The organism is Formosa algae (genome assembly GCF_001439665.1).
In the GTDB taxonomy this organism is placed as follows: domain Bacteria; phylum Bacteroidota; class Bacteroidia; order Flavobacteriales; family Flavobacteriaceae; genus Formosa; species Formosa algae.
This window is the reverse complement of sequence record NZ_LMAK01000006.1, coordinates 54,427-78,243: the sequence shown is the minus strand read 5'-3', so window position 1 is coordinate 78,243 and position 23,817 is coordinate 54,427. Positions and strand designations below refer to the sequence as shown.

The following is a 23,817-nucleotide window of genomic DNA, read 5'->3' as shown; positions in this document are numbered from 1 at the left end:
CACAATAATCGCTTTGAATTATAATTCAAAGCGATTATTGTTTACAAAGAATACTGAATTTACCATAAATAGTTTTCCGTTCTCCCAAAAGCTTCGGAATAACGGATTATCTACCATGTAAATAACGCTTCCTTTTCCAATACGTTCTTCTCCAAATACTAAGGAATTCCCCAGTTCTTTTAAAGCATCTTTACCTGCAAAACCAGAAATTGGTTTTGGAGCTTCTTCTAAATAGGCTACGTTATAACCGTTTTCTAATAAACTATAAGAATCGTTACCCAACTTTAAAGTAAGGTAAGATTTATCGTAACCAAATGCCATAGGATGCGTATTGTCAACTTTGCTTTTAAAAATTGCGCCTGTAATTAATTTGTTAGTGGCTTCACGCTCACGCTCGGCATAAGGAACTAAATTCGATTTTGTTTTAGTAGTGTCTTTAACCTTGTTGGTCTTTAAGGCGAAACCTTTTTTGTTGGCAAGGGATTTTAAACTACCATCAATAGCAACTAATTTTCCGCCTTTCTTAATCCACGTTTGTAATTTTTTTAAGGCATTTTCGTTTAATACATCACCGTAATAGCCGTCAGGAATAATTAGGACATTGTATTTGTCTAATTCTGTTTTATGTAAATGTTCTGTATTAATAGAACTGATAGGGTAGTGTAATTGCTGCTCGAAGAAATGCCATAACTCACCATAACTTAACGATGATGTGCTTTTTCCTGATAATATGGCTATTTTTTGTTTATGAATTAATTTCACATCAGGAGACCCTAAGTCTGTTCCAGATTTTGAATACCCAGTAGCAATTGATTGTATCTTGCGTTTATGTAGGTTAGCCGTTTCTATAATAATATCATCAAAATCGCTACTAGATTTGTTATCTCCTCTAGTAATAATTAAAGAACCTCTATCGTATTTAAGTTCTGGCTTTAAAGTGGTGAATGGTTTTTCGTTAAAGCGAATTTTGATGTTTTTCTGAAGTAAAGCAGTTAAAAACTCAGCATCTTTTAAAGAATTCCAAGCCGATATATAACCAACACCTAAGGTGTCTTTGGTATTTAAAGTTGGTGTCTTTGTAGTAATACTTGTTTTAACTTCTTGCTTACTAGCAATGGCATCTAAACCATAGGCATAAGGAATACTCCACGCCGTAATATCGTAAGTAATTGAATCGTTTAACTTGGTATCTGGTTCGAACAATACAGTAACCATTTTTCCTTTTGGCTGATTTGTGCTTACTATTAAATCCTTTTCTGTGGCTTCATATTTTCCTTCTTTACCTGTGCCATACATCATACCTGAAACTTTTCCTTTAGCTGCATATTTGTAGGTAATGTCATGTTTATCTAATAAATGTTTAACCGCTTCAATTTTATCGCTGTTACCATGCATCACATAACTTTTGTATTTCAAACCGGTATTGTCAAAGAATTTCTTGAATTCCGAATTTAGTTTTTCGGCATTTTGAGAAGTCATTTCTATAGTAGATAATCCCGTTGTTGTGTGGTGTGCTATTCGATCTTTAAGCGTTAATTCGGTAGCTTCGTCATTCATAATTCCTAATCCCGCTCTTCCGTGCCCTGCCTGTTCATAAGTCATACCAATAGCTCCCATATAAGTTGGGTAGGTGTCTCCATAACTGGGGTACAATAAATCAAAACGTTCTCTGGTAAAATATAACCAACCGTTATTATCAAAATATTTGGCATTGTTTTGCCCAATTTCAGTTTGAAAATGGCGTTGCCATTCACTAATAATTTCATGGAAAGGCTCAGCCGCAGGAGCAAAATAATAAGGATTATTAATGCCTTGTTCATGAAAATCGACATGAATTTGAGGAAGCCATGTGTTATAAACTTTTAGGCGTGAAGAAGATTCTATTTGTGTAGCCCAAGCCCAGTCTCTATTTAAATCGAATAAATAATGATTTGGTCGCCCTCCAGGCCAAGGTTCGTGATGCTCGCTCGCTTGTTGGTCTGTATTATAAGGCATACTAGACGTTTCGTTATACCAATTTACATAGCGATCTCTACCGTCAGGATTTACACAAGGATCGATAATTACAACTGTATTTTTTAACAAATCTTGTTTTTCGGTAATTAAAGTGTAAAGTGTTTTCATGGCTGCTTCGGTACTTGACGCTTCATTTCCATGCACATTATAACTTAGCCAGATAATTGCAGGGTTATTAGATGTTGAATTTCCTTCAATAACTCCAGCATTTTTCAAATTATTTTCTCTAATCTGGTCTATGTTTTTTATGTTTTCTTCAGAGGAAATTATAGTCATATAAAGCGGGCGGCGTTCATAAGTTTGTCCGTATTGCTCTAAAAGCACCTGATTGGGTAAAGTTTCTGAAACATGTTTAAAATAATCAATAACCTGATGATGTCTAGAGAATTGAGTGCCTAAATCGTAGCCTAAAAAATCTGAAGGCGATTTTAAGTCTTGAGAAAATGAATTCGTGATTGCAATGAGTATGAAGCTAAGAACAAGTAAAAATTTGTGCATCCAAAAATGAGTTTTAAATTTGATATATTGGGTTATGGAGTACAACGAATTTACTAAAAAAAATAAACTACTAGCTGCTTTTTTTACTGGGGATGAGTCACTTTTATTTCGGGTTAATATTTGATTATGTTTTTTGTAATTTTAATAGAGTTTAAAAGACTATTGATAAAAAAACACACACTAATTTTTAAATATTTAATGGCTTACTTTGCAATCTTGAAAACCATTGTTGTATAAACATAAGTCTTAACTAATTTTTTAGAATTGAAAATTCTAATAACTGTATATTTACAATAAATTTGAATAATTTATGCCAACTGACTGTATTCCGTTTAGAGAGACCCATTACTTTTCATCATTAATTTGCGATTACCTAGAAGAAAAACCTGAATTACAACGGTTTTATAACCGGTTTCCAAATCTTGAAAATTTTGAAGCTCAAATTGAAGAAAAGTCGGCATTTAAAGGTTTGTCTAAATCACATCGCCATGTTTTGGCTTCTGTATTAGAGCAACAATATACAGATGTTAATCCTTCAGAAGCTACACTTTTAAACATTTCGCTTTTAAAAGAATCGAATACATTTACGGTAACTACTGGACATCAATTAAATTTGTTTACAGGACCTTTATATTTTTTATACAAAATTGTATCTACAATAAATTTAACAAAGGAATTAAAAGCAAAATATCCCGATCAGCATTTTGTGCCGGTATATTGGATGGCAACAGAAGATCATGATTTTGATGAGATTAACTACTTTAATTTTAAAGGAAAAAAAATCCAATGGAATCGCGAAGATGGTGGTGCAGTAGGAGAATTCTCTACATACGGATTAGACCATGTATTCGATCTATACACCAAAGAATTAGGAGTTGGAAAAGCGGCAGATCAATTAAGAGTTTTGTTTTCGGAGGCTTATTTAAAACATGATAACTTGGCAGCTGCGACTAGGTATTTAGCCAATGCGTTATTCTCAGATTTAGGTTTGGTGGTTATAGATGCTAATCAATCCGATTTAAAACGTGCTTTTATTCCGTATATAGAACAAGATATTTTATCTCAAATATCTTCGCAAGAAGTGTCTAAAACAAATGCTTTACTATCAGATATTCCAGAAACAGATTATAATATTCAGGTCAATCCAAGAGCGATTAATTTATTTTATTTATCTAAAAATAGTCGCGAGCGTATTGTTTTTGAAGATGAGTGTTATAAGGTTATTAATTCGAGCATCACATTTACTAAAGAAGAAATTCTAAAAGAAATCCATGAGTTTCCAGAACGTTTTTCTCCAAATGTTATTATGCGTCCGTTATACCAAGAAGTTATTTTGCCTAATTTATGCTACATAGGTGGAGGCGGAGAATTGGCTTATTGGCTGCAGTTGAAGGATTATTTTGAAGCTGTACAAGTGCCATTTCCTATATTGTTGTTAAGAAATTCTGTATTAATAAAAACAAATCAGCAATCTAAAAAGCTGGATAAATTAAACATTACAAATCGTGATTTGTTTTACAAACGCGATACTTTTATTAACAAAAGGGTGAGAAGTATCTCTAATATCGATATCGATTTCTCATCACAAAAAACGCATCTTCAAGAACAATTTAAAGATATGTATGCGTTAGCAGAGCAAACAGACTCGTCTTTTTTAGGCGCTGTAAAAGCTCAAGAACGTAAGCAAATCAAAGGGTTAGAGCATCTTGAGAAACGGTTGCTAAAAGCGCAAAAAAAGAAATTAGCAGATCAGGTTTCAAGAATGACCGAATTAAAAGATCAATTATTTCCCAATCAAAGTTTACAAGAACGCGCTGTTAACTTTTCTGAATTATATCTCGAGTTTGGAGACCAATTAATTCCACAGTTAGTGTTAAATTTGCAACCATTGAAACAAGAATTTTTAATACTTAACTTATAATTGCACATGCATAAAGTAGATTTTGATTTGGTAGAAATGACCTTAGATGTCATGAAATATGCCATCGAAAGAATATCTAAAACAGACCGACTGATTGGGAAACCTAAAAAAAGTGAAGAATTAAAAGCTTTAGTTGGAGAAACCATAACCGATAAAGGTATTGGTGGAGAAGTTGCTTTTAATTTATGGAAAGACCATTTGTCTAAAGTAAATGTACCTATAGATCATCCTAGAAATCTTGCTTTTGTACCCGCAGCACCAACGCGTGCAGCTGTAATGTTCGATTTAGTAACATCTGCATCGAGTATTCATGGTGCATATTGGATGGAAGGCGCTGGTGGAATTTTTTGTGAAAATGAAGCTATGAAATGGATCGTGTCTTTAACAGGCATGCCAGAAGGAGCTTTTGGAGTATTTACTAGCGGCGGAACAGCAGCAAATCTTTCTGCTATTGTTACAGCCAGAGAATATTGGAGAAGTCTTAAAGATGCACATAAAAACGAAAAAGGTTTAATTATAACTTCTATAGGAGCGCATTCTTCTATAAAAGCCATGGCTAAAGTAGCCGATATTGATGTGTTTTTAGTCGATTCTGAAGACCGTCTGGAAGGTGATGCTTTACGCGAAGCTATCGATAACTTATCTGCAGACCAACGCGAACGTTTATTTGCAGTTGTGGCCACAGGTGGTACAACCAATGCTGGAATTATAGACGATTTAGAAGGGATTTCTGCAATTTGCGAGTCGGAGCATTTATGGTTGCATGTCGATGCCGCTTATGGAGGAGGAGCGTTAGTTGCAGACTCTGTAAAACATTTATTTAAAGGTATTGAAAATGCAGATAGTGTGACTATCGATCCGCATAAATGGATGTTCTCACCTTACGATTGTGGAGCTGTTTTATATAAAGATCCGCAATTAGCAAAGAATGCACATTCTCAAGACGGTTCATATTTAGATATATTTAAAGATGAAGGTGCTCACGGTTTTAACCCTACAGATTACCAAATACAATTAACAAGACGCGTACGTGGCTTACCTTTATGGTTTTCTTTAGCTACTCATGGTACAGACCGTTATAAAGAAGCGGTAGAGCGCGGTATGGAATTGGCACAAATTGCAGGCCGATTAATTACCGAGCATCCAAATGTAGAGTTGGTTCGCGAACCAAGTTTATCTTGTGTATTATATAGAAGAATAGGATGGACGCCAGAAGATTATACACATTGGACATACGAAAATCACGAGAAAGGATTTGCGCTAGTAACACCATCTAAGTGGAAATCTGGAGATACATACGAGACCATTTCGCGTTTCTGTTTTATAAATCCAGATACAACAGAACAAGATATAGTAGATATATTAAAAACAATGGAATAAAGTTTGCCTCAAACTTTTCAAATAAAATATAAATAGTAATTTTGCGCATGCAACACGACAAGGTATTAATTTTAGACTTCGGATCGCAATACACTCAGCTTATTGCCCGTAGAGTTCGAGAACTCAACATTTACTCCGAAATACACCCATTCAACAAAATTCCAACCGACATAGAGAGCTATAAAGCTGTTATACTTTCTGGTAGTCCTAATTCAGTGCGAGGCGAAGCAGCCTTACACCCTGAATTAGAATATATCCGTGCAAAAAAACCATTATTGGCTGTATGTTATGGTGCACAATATTTAGCGCATTTTTCTGGAGGAGAAGTAGCGCCTTCTAGTACGCGTGAGTATGGTCGTGCAAACTTGTCTTATATAAAACCAGACGAAACTTTTTTTAAAAATATTTCTGAAGGAAGCCAAGTATGGATGAGTCATAGTGATACTATAAAATCATTGCCAACAAATGGGGTTTTAATTGCAAGTACAAACGATGTTGCAAATGCAGCTTATAAAATTGAAGGTGAAGAAACCTATGCGATTCAATTTCACCCAGAAGTATATCATTCTACAGATGGGAAACAACTATTACAAAACTTTTTAGTAAGCATTGCTGGTCTTAATCAAGATTGGACACCAGATTCTTTTGTAGAAGAAACGGTAGAAGCTATTCAAGCTAAAGTAGGAAACGATAAAGTGGTTTTAGGATTGTCAGGAGGTGTAGATTCTACAGTTGCTGCAGTGCTTTTAAATAAAGCAATAGGTAAAAACCTGTATTGCATTTTTGTAAATAATGGGTTATTACGTAAAAATGAATTTGAAAGTGTTTTAAAACAATACGAAGGCATGGGACTTAACGTTAAAGGTGTAGATGCCTCTAAACGTTTTCTTGATGCATTAGCTGGTATTGAAGATCCTGAGAAAAAACGTAAAGCTATCGGGAACTCTTTTATTGAAGTTTTCGATGATGAAGCTCATAAACTAACCGATGTAAAATGGTTAGCTCAGGGAACTATTTATCCGGATGTTATTGAAAGTGTTTCTGCTACAGGCGGACCTTCGGCAACGATAAAAAGTCATCATAATGTAGGGGGATTACCAGACTTTATGAAACTTAAAATTGTAGAACCTTTACGTGCTATTTTTAAAGATGAAGTAAGACGTGTTGGAGCAACGTTAGGTATCGATCCAGAATTATTAGGACGTCATCCATTTCCTGGTCCTGGACTTGGAATTCGTATTTTAGGTGATATTACTGCAGAAAAAGTCCGTATTTTACAAGAAGTTGATGCTATTTTTATTAACGGATTAAAAGAATGGGGCTTATACGATAAAGTATGGCAAGCAGGCGCAATGTTATTACCTGTTAATAGTGTTGGTGTTATGGGAGATGAGCGTACATACGAAAAATGTGTTGCCCTTAGAGCCGTAGAAAGTACAGATGGTATGACTGCAGATTGGGTAAATTTACCTTATGCATTTCTGCAAAAAACATCTAACGATATAATAAATAAAGTAAAAGGCGTTAATAGAGTAGTATACGATATTAGCTCTAAACCACCTGCAACTATAGAGTGGGAATAGAATAATAAAACATCAATTTTTTAGAATTAAACCATATTGAATGAAAAAGTTTTTAGTCGTTTTAGCATTACTTTTAATGGTAACTGGGCATGTCTTTGCTCAAAATTACAAAACGCATAAAGTAAAAGAAGGTGAAAAAATAGAGGGTATTGCTAAAGAGTATAAGATTACTGTAAACGATATATATGCTTTAAATCCTGATGCTAAAAATGGATTAAGAGCCAATATGGTTTTAATTATTCCTAAAACAGAGGTTCAAGCAGAATTAGCAACTGTTAAAGAAATTACGGGCTATAAACAACATCGTGTAAAACGTAAACAAACGCTTTACGGTATAGCAAACGATTATAAAGTCACGGCAGATGATATTAAGAAAGCAAATGTATTTCTGTATTCAGAACCGTTAAAAAAAGGGACTAAGATTAGAATTCCTATTTTCGAGACCAAACAAATCTTAGCAGAAGTTTCTACTGCAGTAGATTTAACCAAACCTTATGTGGTATTGCCTAAAGAAGGTAAATGGCGTGTGGCTTATAAATTTGGAATTACTGTTGAAGATTTAGAAGCTTTAAATCCAGATATACCAGAAGTTTTAAAAGTAGGAGATACTCTACAAGTTCCTAATATTCCAGACACGCATGAGAAAGTAGTCGAGAATGACTATAATTATTACGAGGTACAACCTAAAGAAGGTTTTTACCGCTTAAAGGTGAAATTAGGTTTAGAAAAAGAAGAACTTGAAGCATTAAATCCTGATTTAGTAGGTTCAGACTTAAAGGCGGGTATGGTGCTACGTGTACCTAAAAAAAACTATAATGAAGTTTCTGGAATGATTTCAGAGCAAACTCTAGCAGTTTCCAATTTATCTAAAAGTCAATTTAATTCGGGTACAAAACACATTGCTGTTTTAATGCCTTTTAAATTAAATCAAGTACGTTTTGATTCTATTCAAGGGACTATCAACCAGGTTCGAAAAGATGGGTATTTAAATTTTGCTCTAGAATTCCAAACAGGAGTAATTATGGCTTTAGATTCTCTAAAAGCTTTAGGCATATCTGTTAAGGTAGATGTTTACGATACTGAAAATAAAACAAGTACTATAAGTGAATTAATAAGTCAGCATAATTTTGAAAACTTAGATGCTGTTATTGGTCCGCTATCACAAAATACTGTAGAGTATACTGCCGAAAGGTTAAGTACTTATAATGTGCCAGTAGTGTCTCCGATTACTAAAAATGTAACATTAACCAATAATGTGTTTCAATCGCGACCTAGTGAAGATTTATTAAAAAATAAGGTTGTAAATTATTTTAAACAACGCGATAGTTTGGTAAATACTATTCTTATTTTCGATTCAAAAAGTGAGTCTAAAAATGCAGCATTAAAATCGGCATTTCCTTTAGCAAAAGTTGTACGCTCTCGAAAAGATAAAGACGGAAAAGAAGGCTATTATATCCGTATGGAAGATGTTTCAAAATATTTAAAACCTGGAAAAAATGTTGTGTTTATTGAAACGGAAGACTCAGGATTTGCATCTAATGTTGTCGGAAATTTAAATACCCTGAATTCAGATAAAATTGAAATTGTGTTGGCAACAACAGATTTTAATAGTGCTTTTGAAAACAGTGAAGTATCTAATCATCACTTATCTAATTTACATTTTCACTTTGCTTCAATATCCAAATCATTTGACGACGATATGAATAACGGATTTATAAAATCGTACACAGATGCTTATGGCGTAACTCCTGATAAAGTTGCTGTAAGAGGATTTGATATTACTATGGATGTGGTATTAAGATTGGCAACATCTACAGATTTGTATAGCTCTGCAACAGTTGCACCTTTAACAGAATATATTGAAAATAAATTCGAGTATAAAAAGACTCCTTTTGGTGGGTATTATAACGATACGGTGTATTTATTACAATACGAAGACTTAAAAATAGTTGAAGTAAAAAAATAAAAATATGACTTCTAAAGTAACTTATCTTGGTGGTTTACGTACCGAAAATATACATATCCAATCTGGAAACACTTATGTTACAGATGCTCCTGTAGATAATAATGGTAAAGGCGAGGCTTTTTCGCCAACAGATACTGTTGCTACAGGACTTGCAAGTTGTATGATGACTGTTATGGGGATTAAAGCTAGTGGTTTGGATTATAATATGGAAGGTACAACAGCGGCTGTCACAAAACACATGTCTACAGATCCAAGACGCATTTCTAAAATAGAAGTCGTGTTTCATTTTCCTATTGCTGCAGAAGATAAAACACGTAAAATATTAGAACATACTGCAAATACATGTCCTGTACACTATAGTTTACACCCAGATATAGAAAAAGTGATAACGTTTAATTGGAAGTCATAGAAACGACTTTATCTTTCAGGATTTAATTTATTTTTGACTAATACTATATTATGGATCAACTTAATCGAGATCTCTTAATTGAGTTGGCACATACTAAAATGCCTTTCGGAAAATATAAACACCGCTATTTAATAGACTTGCCCGAGTTTTATATTGTGTGGTACAATAATAAAGGATTTCCTAAAGGAAAAATAGGCGACCAGCTTAAAATGGTTTACGAATTGAAACTTAACGGACTAGAAGATTTAATTCGGAATATAAAACAAAAATACCCCAATCCTAAGCGTATCACTTAAGCGCGTATTTAGAAGATTATTTTATAATCTTTATAGAAAACCTCCTTCGCATTTAGGTTTGTAATATCTAAAATGAAAAGCCTTATAGAGTTTACTAAGTTGTTAAAAACTTTAATGATATTTATTCGCTTTTATTAGATGTTGCAGTAATGTGTTTGATTATAGTACGTTAGAAATGGATTAAGGTTAAGAAAGCAGCTTTTAAGATGTTTATGTTTTAATCGGAATTAATATAGATATCCGTACTTAATTGTCAATAGTTCTTTGTAAATTTGCCTGCGTTTAAAAGCGCATCATGACAACTACAACAAAATATATTTTCGTAACCGGAGGTGTTACTTCATCATTAGGAAAAGGGATTATTGCCGCTTCTTTGGCAAAATTATTACAATCTCAAGGGTACAGAACAACCATTCAGAAATTAGATCCTTACATTAATGTAGATCCAGGAACATTGAATCCTTACGAACATGGAGAATGTTACGTTACTGATGATGGTGCCGAAACCGATTTAGATTTAGGACACTACGAGCGTTTCTTAAACACGCCTACAAGTCAGGCCAATAACGTAACTACAGGTAAAATTTACCAAAGTGTTATTGAAAAAGAGCGTCGTGGCGAATTCTTAGGGAAAACAGTTCAGGTTATTCCTCATATTACAGACGAAATTAAAGAACGTATTCAGATTTTAGGAAAATCTGGAGATTACGATATCGTAATTACCGAAATTGGTGGTACTGTTGGAGATATTGAATCTTTACCATACGTAGAAGCTGTTAGACAATTACGTTGGGATTTAGGTGAAGATAACGGCCTTGTTATTCATTTAACATTAGTACCGTATTTATCTGCTGCCGGAGAATTAAAAACAAAGCCTACACAACACAGTGTAAAAACTTTAATGGAAAGTGGTGTACAAGCAGACATTTTAGTGTGTAGAACAGAACATCATTTACCAAAAGACCTTCGCAAAAAATTAGCATTGTTTTGCAACGTACGTGAAGAAGCAGTCATTCAATCTATAGACGCCTCTACAATTTACGATGTTCCAAATTTAATGTTGGATGAAGGTTTAGATAAAGTGGTTCTTAAAAAGTTAAACTTAAATAGTAGTGTACCTGATTTATCAAGATGGAATGAGTTTTTAAAGCGTCATAAAAATCCAACTTCAGAAATTACTATAGGTTTAATTGGTAAATACGTAGAGTTACAGGATTCTTACAAATCGATTTTAGAAGCTTTTATTCATGCAGGTGCAGAAAATGAAGTTAAGGTAAATGTAGAACCTATACATTCTGAATATATAAATGCAGATAATGCCAAATTAAAACTAGCACATTTAAATGGTGTTTTAGTTGCTCCAGGTTTTGGAGAACGTGGTATTGAAGGTAAAATTGATGCTGTACGTTATGTGAGAGAAAACAATATTCCGTTCTTAGGGATTTGTTTAGGAATGCAAATGGCCGTTATCGAATACTCTAGAAATGTATTAGGTTTAAAAGATGCCAATTCTACAGAAATGGATGCCAATTGCGACACTCCTGTAATTAGCATCATGGAAGAGCAAAAGAACATTACAGATATGGGCGGTACTATGCGTTTAGGATCTTGGGAATGTACTTTAACAGATAATAGCATTGCTAAAAAAGTATATGGCTCAGAAATTATTGAAGAACGTCACAGGCACCGTTACGAGTTTAACAGTGATTACAGAAGCCAAATTGAAGCGTCTGGAATGATTGCTACAGGTGTTAACCCTAAAACCAACTTGGTAGAAATTGTAGAAGTACCATCTCACCCTTGGTTTGTAGGAGTACAATATCATCCGGAATACAAAAGTACGGTCGCAAATCCGCACCCATTATTTGTAGCTTTTGTGAATGCAGCCTTAAAAAACAAGAAAAAATAGTGCCACATTGTCATAATTTAAATTGTGGTCACCTTTTTGAGTAGCTTACTCATACTACGAAACCTTTCAGACCAATCTGTGCGGTTTCATTTTATACCTAGAATATAATTAAATGGAAGAAAAGAAATTAGACCTAAACTCGGTCATAGGATTTGTCCTAATCTTTGGAATTTTGATGTTTATGCTTTGGCAAAATCAGCCAACTCCAGAAGAGTTAGAAGCTCAGGAGCAAGCAAAACAAGAACAAGTTGAAGCTGAGAAAAAAGCTAATGTTAAGGATGATACTCTAGAAACGTCTTCAGAAGATTTTTCAGTAGCATCTGCAACAGATTCTTTACAATTAGTTGGACTTAAAAACAAGTTAGGAGCCTTTGCTTATTCTTCTACATTACCATCTGCAACGAATAATGTTACAGAAGTTGAAACAGAATTATTCGATCTAAAGTTTAGTAACAAAGGAGGATTCCTTTCTGAAATTAGACTTAAAAAATTCGATAATTACGATTCGCTTCCTGTTTACCTTATAAAAGATAAGAGTGCAGCTTTCAACATCAATTTTAATACTACAGATAGCCGTGTTTTAAATACACAAGATTTATATTTTCAACCTACAATTTCTAAGAACGGTGCAAACACAGTAGTGTCTATGAAACTGAAGGTGTCTGAGTCTAAGTTCTTAGAATACCGTTACGAACTGAAACCAGATAACTACATGATGGATTTCACGATTCGTTCTCAAGGTTTAAGCGATGTAATTAACAGTACTCAAGATGTTAATTTAAACTGGAAACAAAAAATGTATCGTGGCGATAAAAGTGTTGAATACGAAAATCGTTACACACGTTTAACGTACCAACACGATGGTGGAAAAATTGATAAATTAAGTCCGACAAGTGACGACGATGATGTTGAAGAAGATGTAACTTGGTTATCTTACAGACAGCATTTCTTTAGTTCAATTTTAGTGACTCAAAAGCCATTTAAAACAGCTGATTTAATTTCAGAAAACTTACTGGAAAAAGATGATGATGATGCGGAATTTACCAAATTATACGAATCTACAGTGCCTTTGGCAGTTGAAGGTGGAGAAATTAATGCGCCTTTAAAATTCTATTTTGGACCTACAGATAATACTGTGTTAAAGCAATACGAGTATAGTTTAGACGATAGTATTCCATTTGGTTGGGGTATTTTTGGATGGATTAACCGTTACGTATTTGTACCAGTATTTGCCTTTTTAAGTGGATTGATGCCTTATGGATTTGCCATTATTGTAATGACAATTTTAGTAAGAATAGTAATGTCTCCAGTAACTTATAAATCGTACCTATCTCAGGCGAAGATGAAAATTCTGAAACCAGAAATTAACGAGATTAACGAGAAGTATAAGGATAATGCCATGAAAAAACAACAAGAAACAATGGCGTTGTATAGTAAAGCAGGAGCCAGTCCTATGGCAGGATGTTTGCCCGGATTGCTGCAAATACCTGTGTTCTATGCCTTGTTTCAGTTCTTTCCATCTGCATTCGATTTAAGACACAAAAGTTTCCTTTGGGCAGAAGATTTATCATCTTATGATACCATTGCAGAATTACCTTTTAAAATTCCTTTCTATGGAGACCATATTAGTTTGTTTCCAATTTTAGCTTCTGTAGCCATCTTCTTTTATATGAAAATGACCACAGGACAACAAGCGGCATCACAGCCTACACAAGAAGGAATGCCAGATATGGGGAAAATGATGAAATATATGATTTATTTCTCTCCATTAATGATGTTAGTATTCTTTAATAATTATGCCTCTGGTTTAAGTTTGTATTACTTTATCTCTAACTTAATTACAATAGGAATTATGTTGGTGATCAAAAATTTCATTATTGATGAAGATAAAATTCATGCTAAAATTCAAGAGAATAAAAAGAAGCCCAAAAAGGAGAATCGTTTTCAGAAGAAAATGAAAGATATGATGGAGCAGGCAGAACAGCAAAAACAATCTCAAAACCGTAAAAAATAATTCAAAGCTGCCTTAATTGGCAGCTTTTTTGTTACTTGTAATTTTTATAAAAGTTATACGTTATAGTCTTATGAAAAAGTTATTATCAATCTTATTAATATGTGTTGTTGGAACCGTAATGGCACAAAGTATAAATCAATTAGACGCCAACGGAAAACGTGATGGTGTTTGGAAAAAGAATTTCGAGGGTACTAAAGTACTTCGTTACGAAGGTCAGTTTTCCCATGGTAAAGAAGTCGGAACTTTTAAGTTTTATAAAAAAATAGGAAATAAACCGGTGTTAACTGCTATTAAAGAGTTTGATGCTAATAGTGATATTGCAGAAGTTCAATTCTTATCGTCCCTTAAAAAAGTAATTAGTAAAGGGAAAATGAAAGGCAAATTATATATGGGGGATTGGCAATACTTCCATAAAAATTCAGACAAAATCATGATTACCGAAACGTATAATAATAACGGTAAATTAGAGGGAGAACGTTTGGTGTTTTACGATAATGGGAAAATTGCAGAACGTGCTTTTTATAAGAATGGAAAGTTAGAGGGAAAATCGACTTGGTATTCAGAAAAAGAAATTGTTTTAAAAGAGTTTATTTATGTAAACGATAAATTGCAAGGGATGTCTAAATATTACGACTTAGACGGAAATCTAGTTGCAGAAGGCGCTTTTAAAAATGATAAAAAAGATGGTCTTTGGAATTTTTATAAAGACGGGGAATTAGATGAAACAAAGGATTATACCAACTATAGTAAAAATCCTGCGAAACAATAAAAGAGTACAAACGGACTGTTTAAACGCGTGTTTACAGTACGTTTTTTATCATGCATAATATTGCATGTAATACATTATAACACATGAAACGAGTAATTGTTGGACTTTCGGGAGGCGTAGACTCTAGTGTTGCAGCATATATTTTACAGCAACAAGGCTATGAAGTTATCGGGCTATTTATGAAAAATTGGCACGACGACTCTGTAACGATTTCAGACGAATGTCCGTGGTTAGACGATAGTAATGATGCCATGTTAGTGGCAGAAAAGTTGGGTATTCCTTTCCAAACTGTAGACTTAAGTGAGCAGTATAAAGAACGTATTGTAGATTATATGTTCAAGGAATATGAAAACGGGCGTACACCAAATCCGGATGTGCTTTGTAATCGTGAGATTAAGTTTGATGTCTTTATGAAAATAGCATTAGACCTAGGCGCAGATTATGTAGCAACAGGACATTATTGTAGAAAAGGGATTCTTAATGCTGGCGAAGATGAAACATATCAGCTCCTAGCGGGTGTAGATGGTAATAAAGATCAGTCCTACTTTTTATGTCAATTATCTCAAGATCAATTAGCGAAGGCGTTATTTCCAATAGGGGAATTAACGAAACCTGAAGTTCGTAAAATAGCAGCAGAATTAGATTTAGTTACAGCCGATAAAAAAGACTCTCAAGGTTTATGTTTTATTGGGAAAGTACGCTTACCAGAATTTCTTCAGCAACAACTTAAACCTAAAACAGGGGTGATTGTTGAAGTGGATAAGGATCAAAATTTCTATCGCAATACACAAACAAAATTTGCTTCAAAATTAGAAGAGCTTAAGTACTTAACAACTAAGAAAACCTATGCTGTTTCCGACGGGAAGATTGTAGGGAAACATCAAGGCGCTCATTACTTTACCAAAGGTCAGCGTAAAGGCTTAGGTGTTGGTGGTACAGTAGAACCTTTATTTGTTATTGATACCGATGTTAACGAAAATGTTATTTACACCGGACAAGGTCATTCACATCCAGGGTTATTTAAATCGGCTTTATTTGTGACCAATGAAGAAGAACATTGGATTCGAGAAGATTTAAAATTAGAACAAAATCAAACTATGGAAGTTATGGCGAGAATTCGTTATAGACAACCATTACAAAAAGCAATATTATATAAAGTAGATAATGGCTTATTTGTTGAGTTTGAAGCACCTCAATCTGCCATTACGGAAGGACAATTTGTAGCTTGGTATTTAGAAGATGAATTAGTAGGTTCTGGAGTAATTTCTTAAATTACAACCGTTATGTCATATAAATGGTTATTTATAATATGTATTGGATTTCAGCTTCAAGTATTTGGGCAAGAAGATGCTTGGGTTTATTTTTCTGATAAAAGCGATGTAGAGGCTTCTATAGCTAATCCAACTAGTATTTTAACTCAGAAAGCTATAGACAGAAAACAGCGTCATGGTATCGAAATCGATGGCCGAGACGTACCTGTAAACGAATCTTATATTTCAACATTAAAAACTCAAGACGATATTCTAATTTTGGCAAAATCGAAATGGTTTAATGCTGTTCATGTACGTGGTGAAGAAGCTGCAATTCGATCATTATTAGATTTTTCTTTTGTTTCTGAAATTGAATTTGCAGACAAAACATTATCGGCTACAAGTAGAAGAGAAACACAAAGTGAATTCTCTGAAGCGGCTTCAGTTACAGATTTTGTTTATGGTGAAGCTACTAATCAGGTCGAGATGATTCAAGTCCACACGTTACACAATCAGGACTATACAGGAACAGGCATGACAATCGCTGTTTTGGACGGAGGTTTTCCAAATGTAAATACCATTGGAGCGTTTCAAAATTTAAGAGATAATAATAACCTTTTAGGTGGTTACGATTTTGTAAATAGAAATTCAGATATCTATGCAGATACTCAAGGCGACCATGGAACTTGGGTATTAAGTACTATGGCTGGGTATATAGAAAACGAATTTGTTGGTACTGCGCCAGATGCAGCTTACTATTTGTTTATTACTGAAGATGGTGCTGCAGAAAATCCTTTAGAGGAAAGTTTATGGGTAGAAGCTGCTGAGCGTGCCGATAGCTTAGGTGTAGATATTATTAATACGTCTTTAGGTTATAAAACATTCGATAATCCAAATTACGATTATACAGATGAGGATTTAGACGGTTTAACCGCTTACATCACTAGAGGTGCAACTATAGCCTCTGAAAAAGGGATTTTAATGGTAACATCTGCAGGGAATTCGGGAGCATCTGGTGTTGGAGCTCCAGCCGATTCTGAAGCTGTTTTTTCTATAGGAGCTGTAGATGCTTCAGGAGTGTATGCGTATTTTAGTTCGCAAGGCTCAGAAATTCAACCTTCAATTAAACCAGATGTTTCTGCTCAAGGTTTAGGAAGTGTAGTGGTTAGCAAAACTAATACTATTATCTCATTAAATGGCACCTCGTTTAGTGCTCCCATTTTGGCAGGCGGATTGGCGTGTTTATGGCAAGCGTTACCCGATTTAAGTAATACAGAGCTTAAAGCTTTAGTGAGAGCATCTTCGTCTCAATATACAACACCAGATTATTTCTTAGGTTACGGTATTCCTAATTTAGCTTCTGCTCTGGAAGAAGGGACTTTAGGAGTCGAAGAGTTTTCGCAAACATCTCAGTTAGTTATGTATCCAAATCCTACTAAACATACCGTGTTTTTTAAAACGGGATCAGATATTTCAACATTAAAAATAAGGGTGTTTGATGTTTTAGGAAAACAAATTTTAAGCCAAACGTTAAGTCCTCAAGAGGGATTAGATGTGTCTGTTTTAACAGATGGTATGTATATGTTAGAAATTTCGACTGCAGATACTAAAGTGGTCAAAAAACTGATAAAAGACTAATGCAAAATAAAATTACATCCCTGTTTAATATTCAATATCCAATTATTCAAGCAGGAATGATTTGGAATAGTGGTTGGAAATTAGCATCTGCAGCTAGTAATTCTGGTATTTTAGGGTTAATTGGAGCAGGGTCTATGTACCCAGAAGTATTGCGTGAGCATATTCAGAAATGTAAAAAAGTTACAGATAAACCGTTTGGTGTAAATGTACCAATGTTATATCCGAACGTTGAAGCATTAATGAATATTATTGTAGAGGAAAATGTAAAAATAGTATTCACTGCTGCCGGAAATCCAAAAACGTGGACATCTTGGCTAAAAGAACGCGGCATTATAGTCGTGCATGTAGTCAGTAGTGTAAAGTTTGCATTGAAAGCACAAGCTGCTGGAGTAGATGCCGTAGTTGCTGAAGGTTTTGAAGCAGGCGGACACAATGGAAGAGATGAAACCACAACATTAACGCTAATTCCAATGGTGAAAGAACAAATCGAAATTCCGTTAATTGCAGCTGGTGGAATTGCGACCGGACGCGGTATGTTAGCCGCTATGGTTTTAGGTGCCGATGGTGTACAGATAGGAAGTCGTTTTGTGGCAAGTACAGAATCTTCTGCACATATTAATTTTAAAAATACCGTAGTTCACACTAATGAAGGTGAAACACAACTAACATTGAAAGAATTAGCGCCTGTACGTTTAATAAAGAACAACTTCTATAATGACGTTCAAGCATTGTATAAAAAGGGAGCCACTCCCGAAGATTTAAAAATCTTATTAGGTAAAGGACGTTCTAAATTGGGGATGTTTGAAGGTGATTTAGAAAACGGAGAATTAGAAATAGGACAAATAGCAGGTTTAATTCATGATATAAAACCGGTTTCGGAGATTGTTTCAGAAATCGTTTCAGAATTCGAACATGCAAAAACTCATATATCCTCTTTATAAAATTTTAGTAAAAGCATAGGTTTTAGGCGGTTTTAAGTCCTACCTTTGCCCAACAAAAATTAAAGCGTGCTTTTATCTCAATATACAAAAGAATTTAAATACAATTGGCAACTGGCAGCACCAGTTATGCTAGGTATGTTAGGACATACATTTGTAAGTTTTGTCGACAATATTATGGTCGGACAACTGGGGACTGCAGAACTTGCTGCGGTTTCCTTGGGGAATAGTTTTATGTTTATAGCCATGTCTGTTGGAATTGGTTTTTCTACCGCGATTACACCTTTAGTTGCAGAAGCAGATACGGCTCACGATTTTAAATCTGGTAAATCGGCATTTAAACACGGCTTGTTTTTATGTACAGTTTTGGGTATTCTCTTATTCTTAATTTTATATTTCGCCAAACCACTTATGTATTTAATGAAACAACCCGTAGAGGTTGTAGAGTTGGCTATTCCATATTTAGATTTAGTTGCTTTTTCATTAATTCCGCTAATTGTTTTTCAAGCTTTTAAGCAGTTTAGCGATGGTATGTCTATGACTAAATACCCGATGTATGCAACAATTATCGCGAATGTGGTAAATGTAGTATTAAATTATATGTTTATTTTTGGAAAGTTTGGAGCACCAGCTTATGGTATAGTTGGAGCAGCTTACGGGACTTTAGCATCACGTTTTATTATGGTTGCTTTTATTTGGTGGGTCTTAAAAGGAAACAAAAAATCTAGCGCTTACGTGGTCAATATAAAATTCTTCGTTTTAGAAAAGTTAATGATGAAGCGTATTTTTAATCTTGGAGCTCCAAGTGCTATGCAAATGCTTTTTGAGGTGGCTATATTTACATCGGCTGTGTGGTTAAGTGGTTTACTTGGTAAAAATCCACAGGCTGCAAATCAGATTGCTTTAAACTTGTCTTCTATGACGTTTATGGTGGCTACAGGATTAAGTGTAGCGAGTATGGTACGTGTAGGAAATCAGAAAGGGTTACAAAATTATCATGAATTAAGACGTATTGCATTTTCACTATTTTTAATGGGAACGTTATTTGCCATTTGTTTCGCTTTAATGTTTTTAGCATTGCGTACAGAATTACCAAAAATATATGTCGATTTAAGTGACGCCGCAAACTTTGCAGATAACTCTGAAGTGGTTTATATCGCTTCAAATTTATTACTTGCCGCTGCTGTTTTTCAAATTAGTGATAGTATTCAGGTGGTAGTTTTAGGAGCTTTACGCGGACTTCAGGATGTGAAAGTGCCAACAATAATTACATTTATTGCCTATTGGATTATTGGATTTCCTATTAGTTTTTATTTTGGGAAGGCAGATCAATTAGGGAGCTTTGGTATATGGTTAGGGTTGTTAGCGGGATTAACTTCAGCAGCAATTTTACTTTATATTAGGTTCAATTATTTAACAAAACAATTAATTTTACAAAAATAACTTAACAGATATGGAGCTTCCAAAATTTATATTAGGAGATAATACAGATTACCCAAATGCAATTTTCGTAATTCATACAGAATTTCCTCGTTTTATCATCAATTTAGAAGATGATGAAGTGGAGTGGTTTGAAGATTTCGATCAAGAAGATCAAAAAGAAATTGAAATGGAAACAGAAGGTTTAATCCAAAAAGCGACAGATTTTTACGATAGAGAAGTCGCACGCTACGAAGATTAAGTTTTATGTTCGAAAAACTAGTAAATACAGATAAAGAGCTATTTCTATACTTAAATAACTTAGGTTCTGAAACTTGGGATCCGTTTTGGTTAGCCATAACACACGAGTATACATTTGCTCCTTTATATGGGCTTTTATTAGTCCTAATTTATAAAAAAAGAGGCTTACAGTCTTTGGTTGTGTCTTTAATTATAATTGTTCTGATGATCACTTTTACAGACCAAATGACTAATGTGGTGAAGCATTCCGTACAACGGTTTAGACCGTGTAGGGCAGAAGGAGTAATGGAACACATGCGTTATATTGCAGCGCGTTGCGGGCGTTATGGTTTCTTTTCAGGACACTCGTCTAATACTATGGCTGCTGCTATTTTTGGCGGATTAATACTTAGGCCTTTTTATAAGAAAGCGATATACTTATTAATGATTTGGAGCTTAATTGTAGCTTATAGTCGTGTATATGTTGGGGTGCATTATCCGTTAGATTTATTATGTGGACTAACTTTTGGAGCCCTTTCAGGTTTCGGATTCTTTAAACTGTTTGTATATATAGCGAAGCGTCGTGGTTTACCTACTTTTTAGTTAAAATATAGTAAGTATTTACAAGCCTATCATTATGTTTTTTTGAAGACGAATCGGCCATATTTATGTCGTATGTTCTCACAAAATCTATGTTGTATAACTCACCTATAGATTGCAGTTCTGTATCTGTAAATTCTCTTGCTAGTAATCCGAAACGTTTATCTTTTGGGAAAAGCAATTCATCATTGTCATCTGCAATAATAGGCAGCACGTCTCCGTATAACCAGATCATCTCTGGAGACACATAATTAGAGCCGTAAACGTTTATACCTTCAGTTTTAGCTTCATCTTTTAAAGTTGTAATCTGGGTATAATGTTCCGGTACCATGGCATTGTATAGTGGTAAGGCTACAATAAAAATAGATCCATAAAATAGTACGGTAAGATAAAATACCGTTTTTATCGCCTTATTTTTTAAGTTGATAAAAATTAAAATTCCAATACTAAAGAGTACAATAGAAGCAGTAATATATTGTATCCAAAATCCTTGTAATTGATCTTTTAACCCTAAATAAGCAATTACAGGAAATACTATCCCAATTGCTGCTATTAAGCCAAAATTGAAATACACAGGAATAGTTTCCCTTTTGTCCTTTAACGTTTTAAAATGTTGGATTAAATAATCGATATAAAAACCAGTATTTATGGCTAAAGGAATTAAAACAGGCATAAGATATCTAGATTTCTTTTCCGGGATTAATGATAATAAAACGACAGCAATTAGCGTCCAATAGAAACTGAATTTGTATGCTTTTAAATTCCGTACTCTCGTTTTTAAATACGGATATAATAAACTTATAAATGCAGGAATGGTCCAAATACCACTTTGTGTAAAAAAGCTCCAGTAGTAATAAAAGGGTCTAATATTATAACTTCCCCAGTTACTAGTTTCTTTTTGTGTAATATGTGTAAAGGTTTCAGGATCTATCAATCGTACGTAAATAAACCACCAACCGCCAATAGCAAGCATTAAGATTAAGACACTAAAAACAGAAAAGGTTTTAGGTTTAAAAGCTTTAAATTTATAGGTAAACGCATACGCTAATACAAACGGCAAAAACAGTGCATATAAAGACACAGGACCTTTACTTAAAAAAGAAAATCCTAAACAGATTCCGGCTATTAATGTGTGTGTCCAAAAATTGCTTGTTTTCTGAAAAAGTTGAAAGAGATTGTAAATTGCCACCATCATAAATCCGTGAGCATAAATATCCCATGGGGCTTCAATGGTAATTCCAACTGTATAAAAAGCTGTAATAACTAAACATGCATTGACTAGGCTGTGGACTTTATTCTGAACGAGAGATACAGATAGTTTGTACACAAACACACCTAATAGCATAATCATAAATACTGTAGGCAATCGTAATGCATAGACTTGTATTCCGAATATCAAAGCTGAAATCGCAGATAACCAGGTTGGTAATGGTGGTTTTTCGTAGCGTGCTTCACCATTCATAGTGGTTAATAGCCAATGATTATCTAAAATCATTTCGCGGGCTGTAATAAAGTTTCTCGCTTCCATAATAGTCACTTGCATAACGTGCAAATTGGGAAGGAGCATCACTGCCACCATAATACAAATGGTTACAATAGGATGTTTTTCAATGATTTTAATCATGATATTTCTTTATTAAAACAAGGTTTCTGCTGTATATAATTGCGCCAAGTATATGTCCTGTAAATAACACAGGGTCTCTTCTTAAAACGGCATAAATTAAAATAAGTACAGATCCTGCTAAGCTTAAAGCCCAAAAACCAAAAGGGAGTGTCGATTCTTTTTTCTTTTCAGAATACATCCATTGGTATATAAAGCGTAATGTAAAAACCACTTGCGATATAATACCTAAAACCAATAACCAAACAGGAATGTTTTCGTTTTTAAATAGTAACGTGATATCTATTTGGTTATTATTAAAGTAATAAATTACAATAAATAATGGTACAAAGAGTAAAAACCAACGCATAGGTTTAGGAAATTTTTCCCACTGATTTTGAAGTTGAAGATTTCTTATATAGATAAAATACGTTAAACTTTGTCCGAGCATAATGGCAAAATCTTGCCTTAGATAGCCATACACAAATAGTAAGAATGATGCAATTAAACTGAGCGTCCAGAATAGCGTAGGAGTAATAACTTTACGTTTTTTTTCAGACGTTACCCACTGCACAACAAGTCGCGAAGAGAATAGGATTTGTGCAATAAATCCTATAGTATATATAATATAATTATTCATTAACTACGGGTCTCGATTTCGTAGTTAATATACTTCTTTTTCATCCACATGTAGGCAAAACAGTCTACTAAAGGCCCTAAAAGTCTGTTCCATAATCCAAATTTAGCTTCACCAGCTATACGTGGAAAATGTTGTACAGGCACCTGAATTATTTTTCCATGTTGTAGTAAAATCATGGCTGGTAAAAAGCGATGTAACCCTTTAAACATAGGAATACGTTTGGCGTAATCTGTTTTTATCACTTTTAATGGGCATCCTGTATCGTCCATGCCATCATGCGTGAAACTTCTACGGATACCATTAGCAATTTTAGAAGACATATTTTTTACAAACGAATCTTTTCTATTTGAGCGTACCCCGGTTACTAAGTCATATTCGCCTATATGTTGTAATAAGATATTAAAATCTGATGGTGCCGTTTGTAAATCAGAATCTATATAGCCCACTAAAGGGGTGTTTGTGTAATCGAACCCTGCTTTTATGGCTGCACTTAAACCTCTGTTTTGTTTAAAACTAATAAATTCAAAAGCCTCAGAGCGGTTACAAATGGTTTCTATAAGTTCTTGACTTTTGTCTTTAGAGCCATCGTTTACAAGAAGAATTTTAGTGGATTTAGTAGCCGTTTTTGCATATGCAGAAAGTTCTTGCTCAACACGTAATAAATTGTCTTCTTCATTATAAACAGGGACTATAATGGTGAATTGGTAACTCATAGATAGAAACTTGAAAGT

General features: G+C 34.2%; 19 protein-coding genes. 15 read left to right on the top strand and 4 right to left on the bottom strand.

Annotated features, from left to right (window positions below):
- Positions 1-18: 18 nt before the first annotated feature.
- A complete protein-coding gene (locus AST99_RS01755; RefSeq protein ID WP_057778505.1) occupies positions 19-2,514 on the bottom strand; it encodes a M14 metallopeptidase family protein in 2,496 nt (831 codons plus the stop codon).
- Between the two features lie 310 nt (positions 2,515-2,824).
- Between AST99_RS01755 and bshC the strand changes: the two genes are divergently transcribed.
- The 15 genes from bshC (at position 2,825) to AST99_RS01680 (ending at position 20,849) form a co-directional block, all read left to right on the top strand.
- Positions 2,825-4,435, top strand: coding sequence for a bacillithiol biosynthesis cysteine-adding enzyme BshC (gene bshC, locus AST99_RS01750; protein ID WP_057778503.1), 1,611 nt, complete (start codon positions 2,825-2,827; stop codon positions 4,433-4,435).
- Between the two features lie 6 nt (positions 4,436-4,441).
- On the top strand, positions 4,442-5,815 hold the full coding sequence (locus AST99_RS01745; RefSeq protein WP_057778501.1) for a pyridoxal phosphate-dependent decarboxylase family protein: 1,374 nt from the start codon (positions 4,442-4,444) through the stop codon (positions 5,813-5,815).
- 47 nt (positions 5,816-5,862) lie between these two features.
- Positions 5,863-7,398, top strand: coding sequence for a glutamine-hydrolyzing GMP synthase (gene guaA, locus AST99_RS01740; protein WP_057778498.1), 1,536 nt, complete (start codon positions 5,863-5,865; stop codon positions 7,396-7,398).
- A 40-nt stretch (positions 7,399-7,438) separates the two neighbouring features.
- On the top strand, positions 7,439-9,364 hold the full coding sequence (locus tag AST99_RS01735; protein WP_057778496.1) for a LysM peptidoglycan-binding domain-containing protein: 1,926 nt from the start codon (positions 7,439-7,441) through the stop codon (positions 9,362-9,364).
- 4 nt (positions 9,365-9,368) lie between these two features.
- Positions 9,369-9,773 carry an OsmC family protein gene (locus tag AST99_RS01730; protein ID WP_057778494.1) on the top strand — a complete coding sequence of 135 codons (405 nt, stop codon included), beginning with the start codon at positions 9,369-9,371 and terminating at the stop codon, positions 9,771-9,773.
- Positions 9,774-9,823: 50 nt separating this feature from the next.
- On the top strand, positions 9,824-10,069 hold the full coding sequence (locus AST99_RS01725; RefSeq protein ID WP_057778492.1) for a DUF3820 family protein: 246 nt from the start codon (positions 9,824-9,826) through the stop codon (positions 10,067-10,069).
- Positions 10,070-10,364: 295 nt separating this feature from the next.
- The gene (locus AST99_RS01720) at positions 10,365-11,978 is read left to right on the top strand and encodes a CTP synthase (protein WP_057778490.1); all 1,614 of its coding nucleotides are present in this window, start codon (positions 10,365-10,367) and stop codon (positions 11,976-11,978) included.
- Between the two features lie 112 nt (positions 11,979-12,090).
- Positions 12,091-13,992: a membrane protein insertase YidC gene (gene yidC / locus AST99_RS01715; protein WP_057778488.1), complete on the top strand. Its 1,902-nt coding sequence runs from the start codon at positions 12,091-12,093 to the stop codon at positions 13,990-13,992.
- Positions 13,993-14,062: 70 nt separating this feature from the next.
- Positions 14,063-14,761, top strand: coding sequence for a toxin-antitoxin system YwqK family antitoxin (locus AST99_RS01710; RefSeq protein WP_057778486.1), 699 nt, complete (start codon positions 14,063-14,065; stop codon positions 14,759-14,761).
- A gap of 83 nt (positions 14,762-14,844) precedes the next feature.
- The gene (gene mnmA / locus AST99_RS01705; protein WP_057778485.1) at positions 14,845-16,032 is read left to right on the top strand and encodes a tRNA 2-thiouridine(34) synthase MnmA; all 1,188 of its coding nucleotides are present in this window, start codon (positions 14,845-14,847) and stop codon (positions 16,030-16,032) included.
- Positions 16,033-16,044: 12 nt separating this feature from the next.
- Positions 16,045-17,649, top strand: coding sequence for a S8 family serine peptidase (locus AST99_RS01700; RefSeq protein ID WP_057778483.1), 1,605 nt, complete (start codon positions 16,045-16,047; stop codon positions 17,647-17,649).
- The gene (locus AST99_RS01695; RefSeq protein WP_057778481.1) at positions 17,649-18,590 is read left to right on the top strand and encodes an NAD(P)H-dependent flavin oxidoreductase; all 942 of its coding nucleotides are present in this window, start codon (positions 17,649-17,651) and stop codon (positions 18,588-18,590) included. The genes AST99_RS01700 and AST99_RS01695 overlap by 1 nt, the downstream gene beginning before the upstream one ends.
- 66 nt (positions 18,591-18,656) lie before the next feature.
- Positions 18,657-20,030 carry an MATE family efflux transporter gene (locus tag AST99_RS01690; RefSeq protein ID WP_057778479.1) on the top strand — a complete coding sequence of 458 codons (1,374 nt, stop codon included), beginning with the start codon at positions 18,657-18,659 and terminating at the stop codon, positions 20,028-20,030.
- A gap of 10 nt (positions 20,031-20,040) precedes the next feature.
- The gene (locus AST99_RS01685; RefSeq protein ID WP_057778477.1) at positions 20,041-20,268 is read left to right on the top strand and encodes a hypothetical protein; all 228 of its coding nucleotides are present in this window, start codon (positions 20,041-20,043) and stop codon (positions 20,266-20,268) included.
- A 5-nt stretch (positions 20,269-20,273) separates the two neighbouring features.
- On the top strand, positions 20,274-20,849 hold the full coding sequence (locus AST99_RS01680) for a phosphatase PAP2 family protein (protein WP_057778475.1): 576 nt from the start codon (positions 20,274-20,276) through the stop codon (positions 20,847-20,849).
- On the opposite strand, the gene AST99_RS01675 is transcribed toward AST99_RS01680, so the two are convergent.
- From AST99_RS01675 to AST99_RS01665, 3 genes are read right to left on the bottom strand one after another with little or no spacing between them, the layout of a single operon-like run.
- Positions 20,839-22,470 carry an ArnT family glycosyltransferase gene (locus AST99_RS01675; protein WP_057778473.1) on the bottom strand — a complete coding sequence of 544 codons (1,632 nt, stop codon included), beginning with the start codon at positions 22,468-22,470 and terminating at the stop codon, positions 20,839-20,841. The genes AST99_RS01680 and AST99_RS01675 overlap by 11 nt on opposite strands.
- Entirely contained in the window at positions 22,463-23,086 is a 624-nt protein-coding gene (locus AST99_RS01670) for a lipid-A-disaccharide synthase N-terminal domain-containing protein (RefSeq protein WP_057778470.1), read from the bottom strand. The genes AST99_RS01675 and AST99_RS01670 overlap by 8 nt, the downstream gene beginning before the upstream one ends.
- Positions 23,086-23,799, bottom strand: coding sequence for a glycosyltransferase (locus tag AST99_RS01665; RefSeq protein ID WP_057778468.1), 714 nt, complete (start codon positions 23,797-23,799; stop codon positions 23,086-23,088). The genes AST99_RS01670 and AST99_RS01665 overlap by 1 nt, the downstream gene beginning before the upstream one ends.
- Positions 23,800-23,817: the final 18 nt, after the last annotated feature.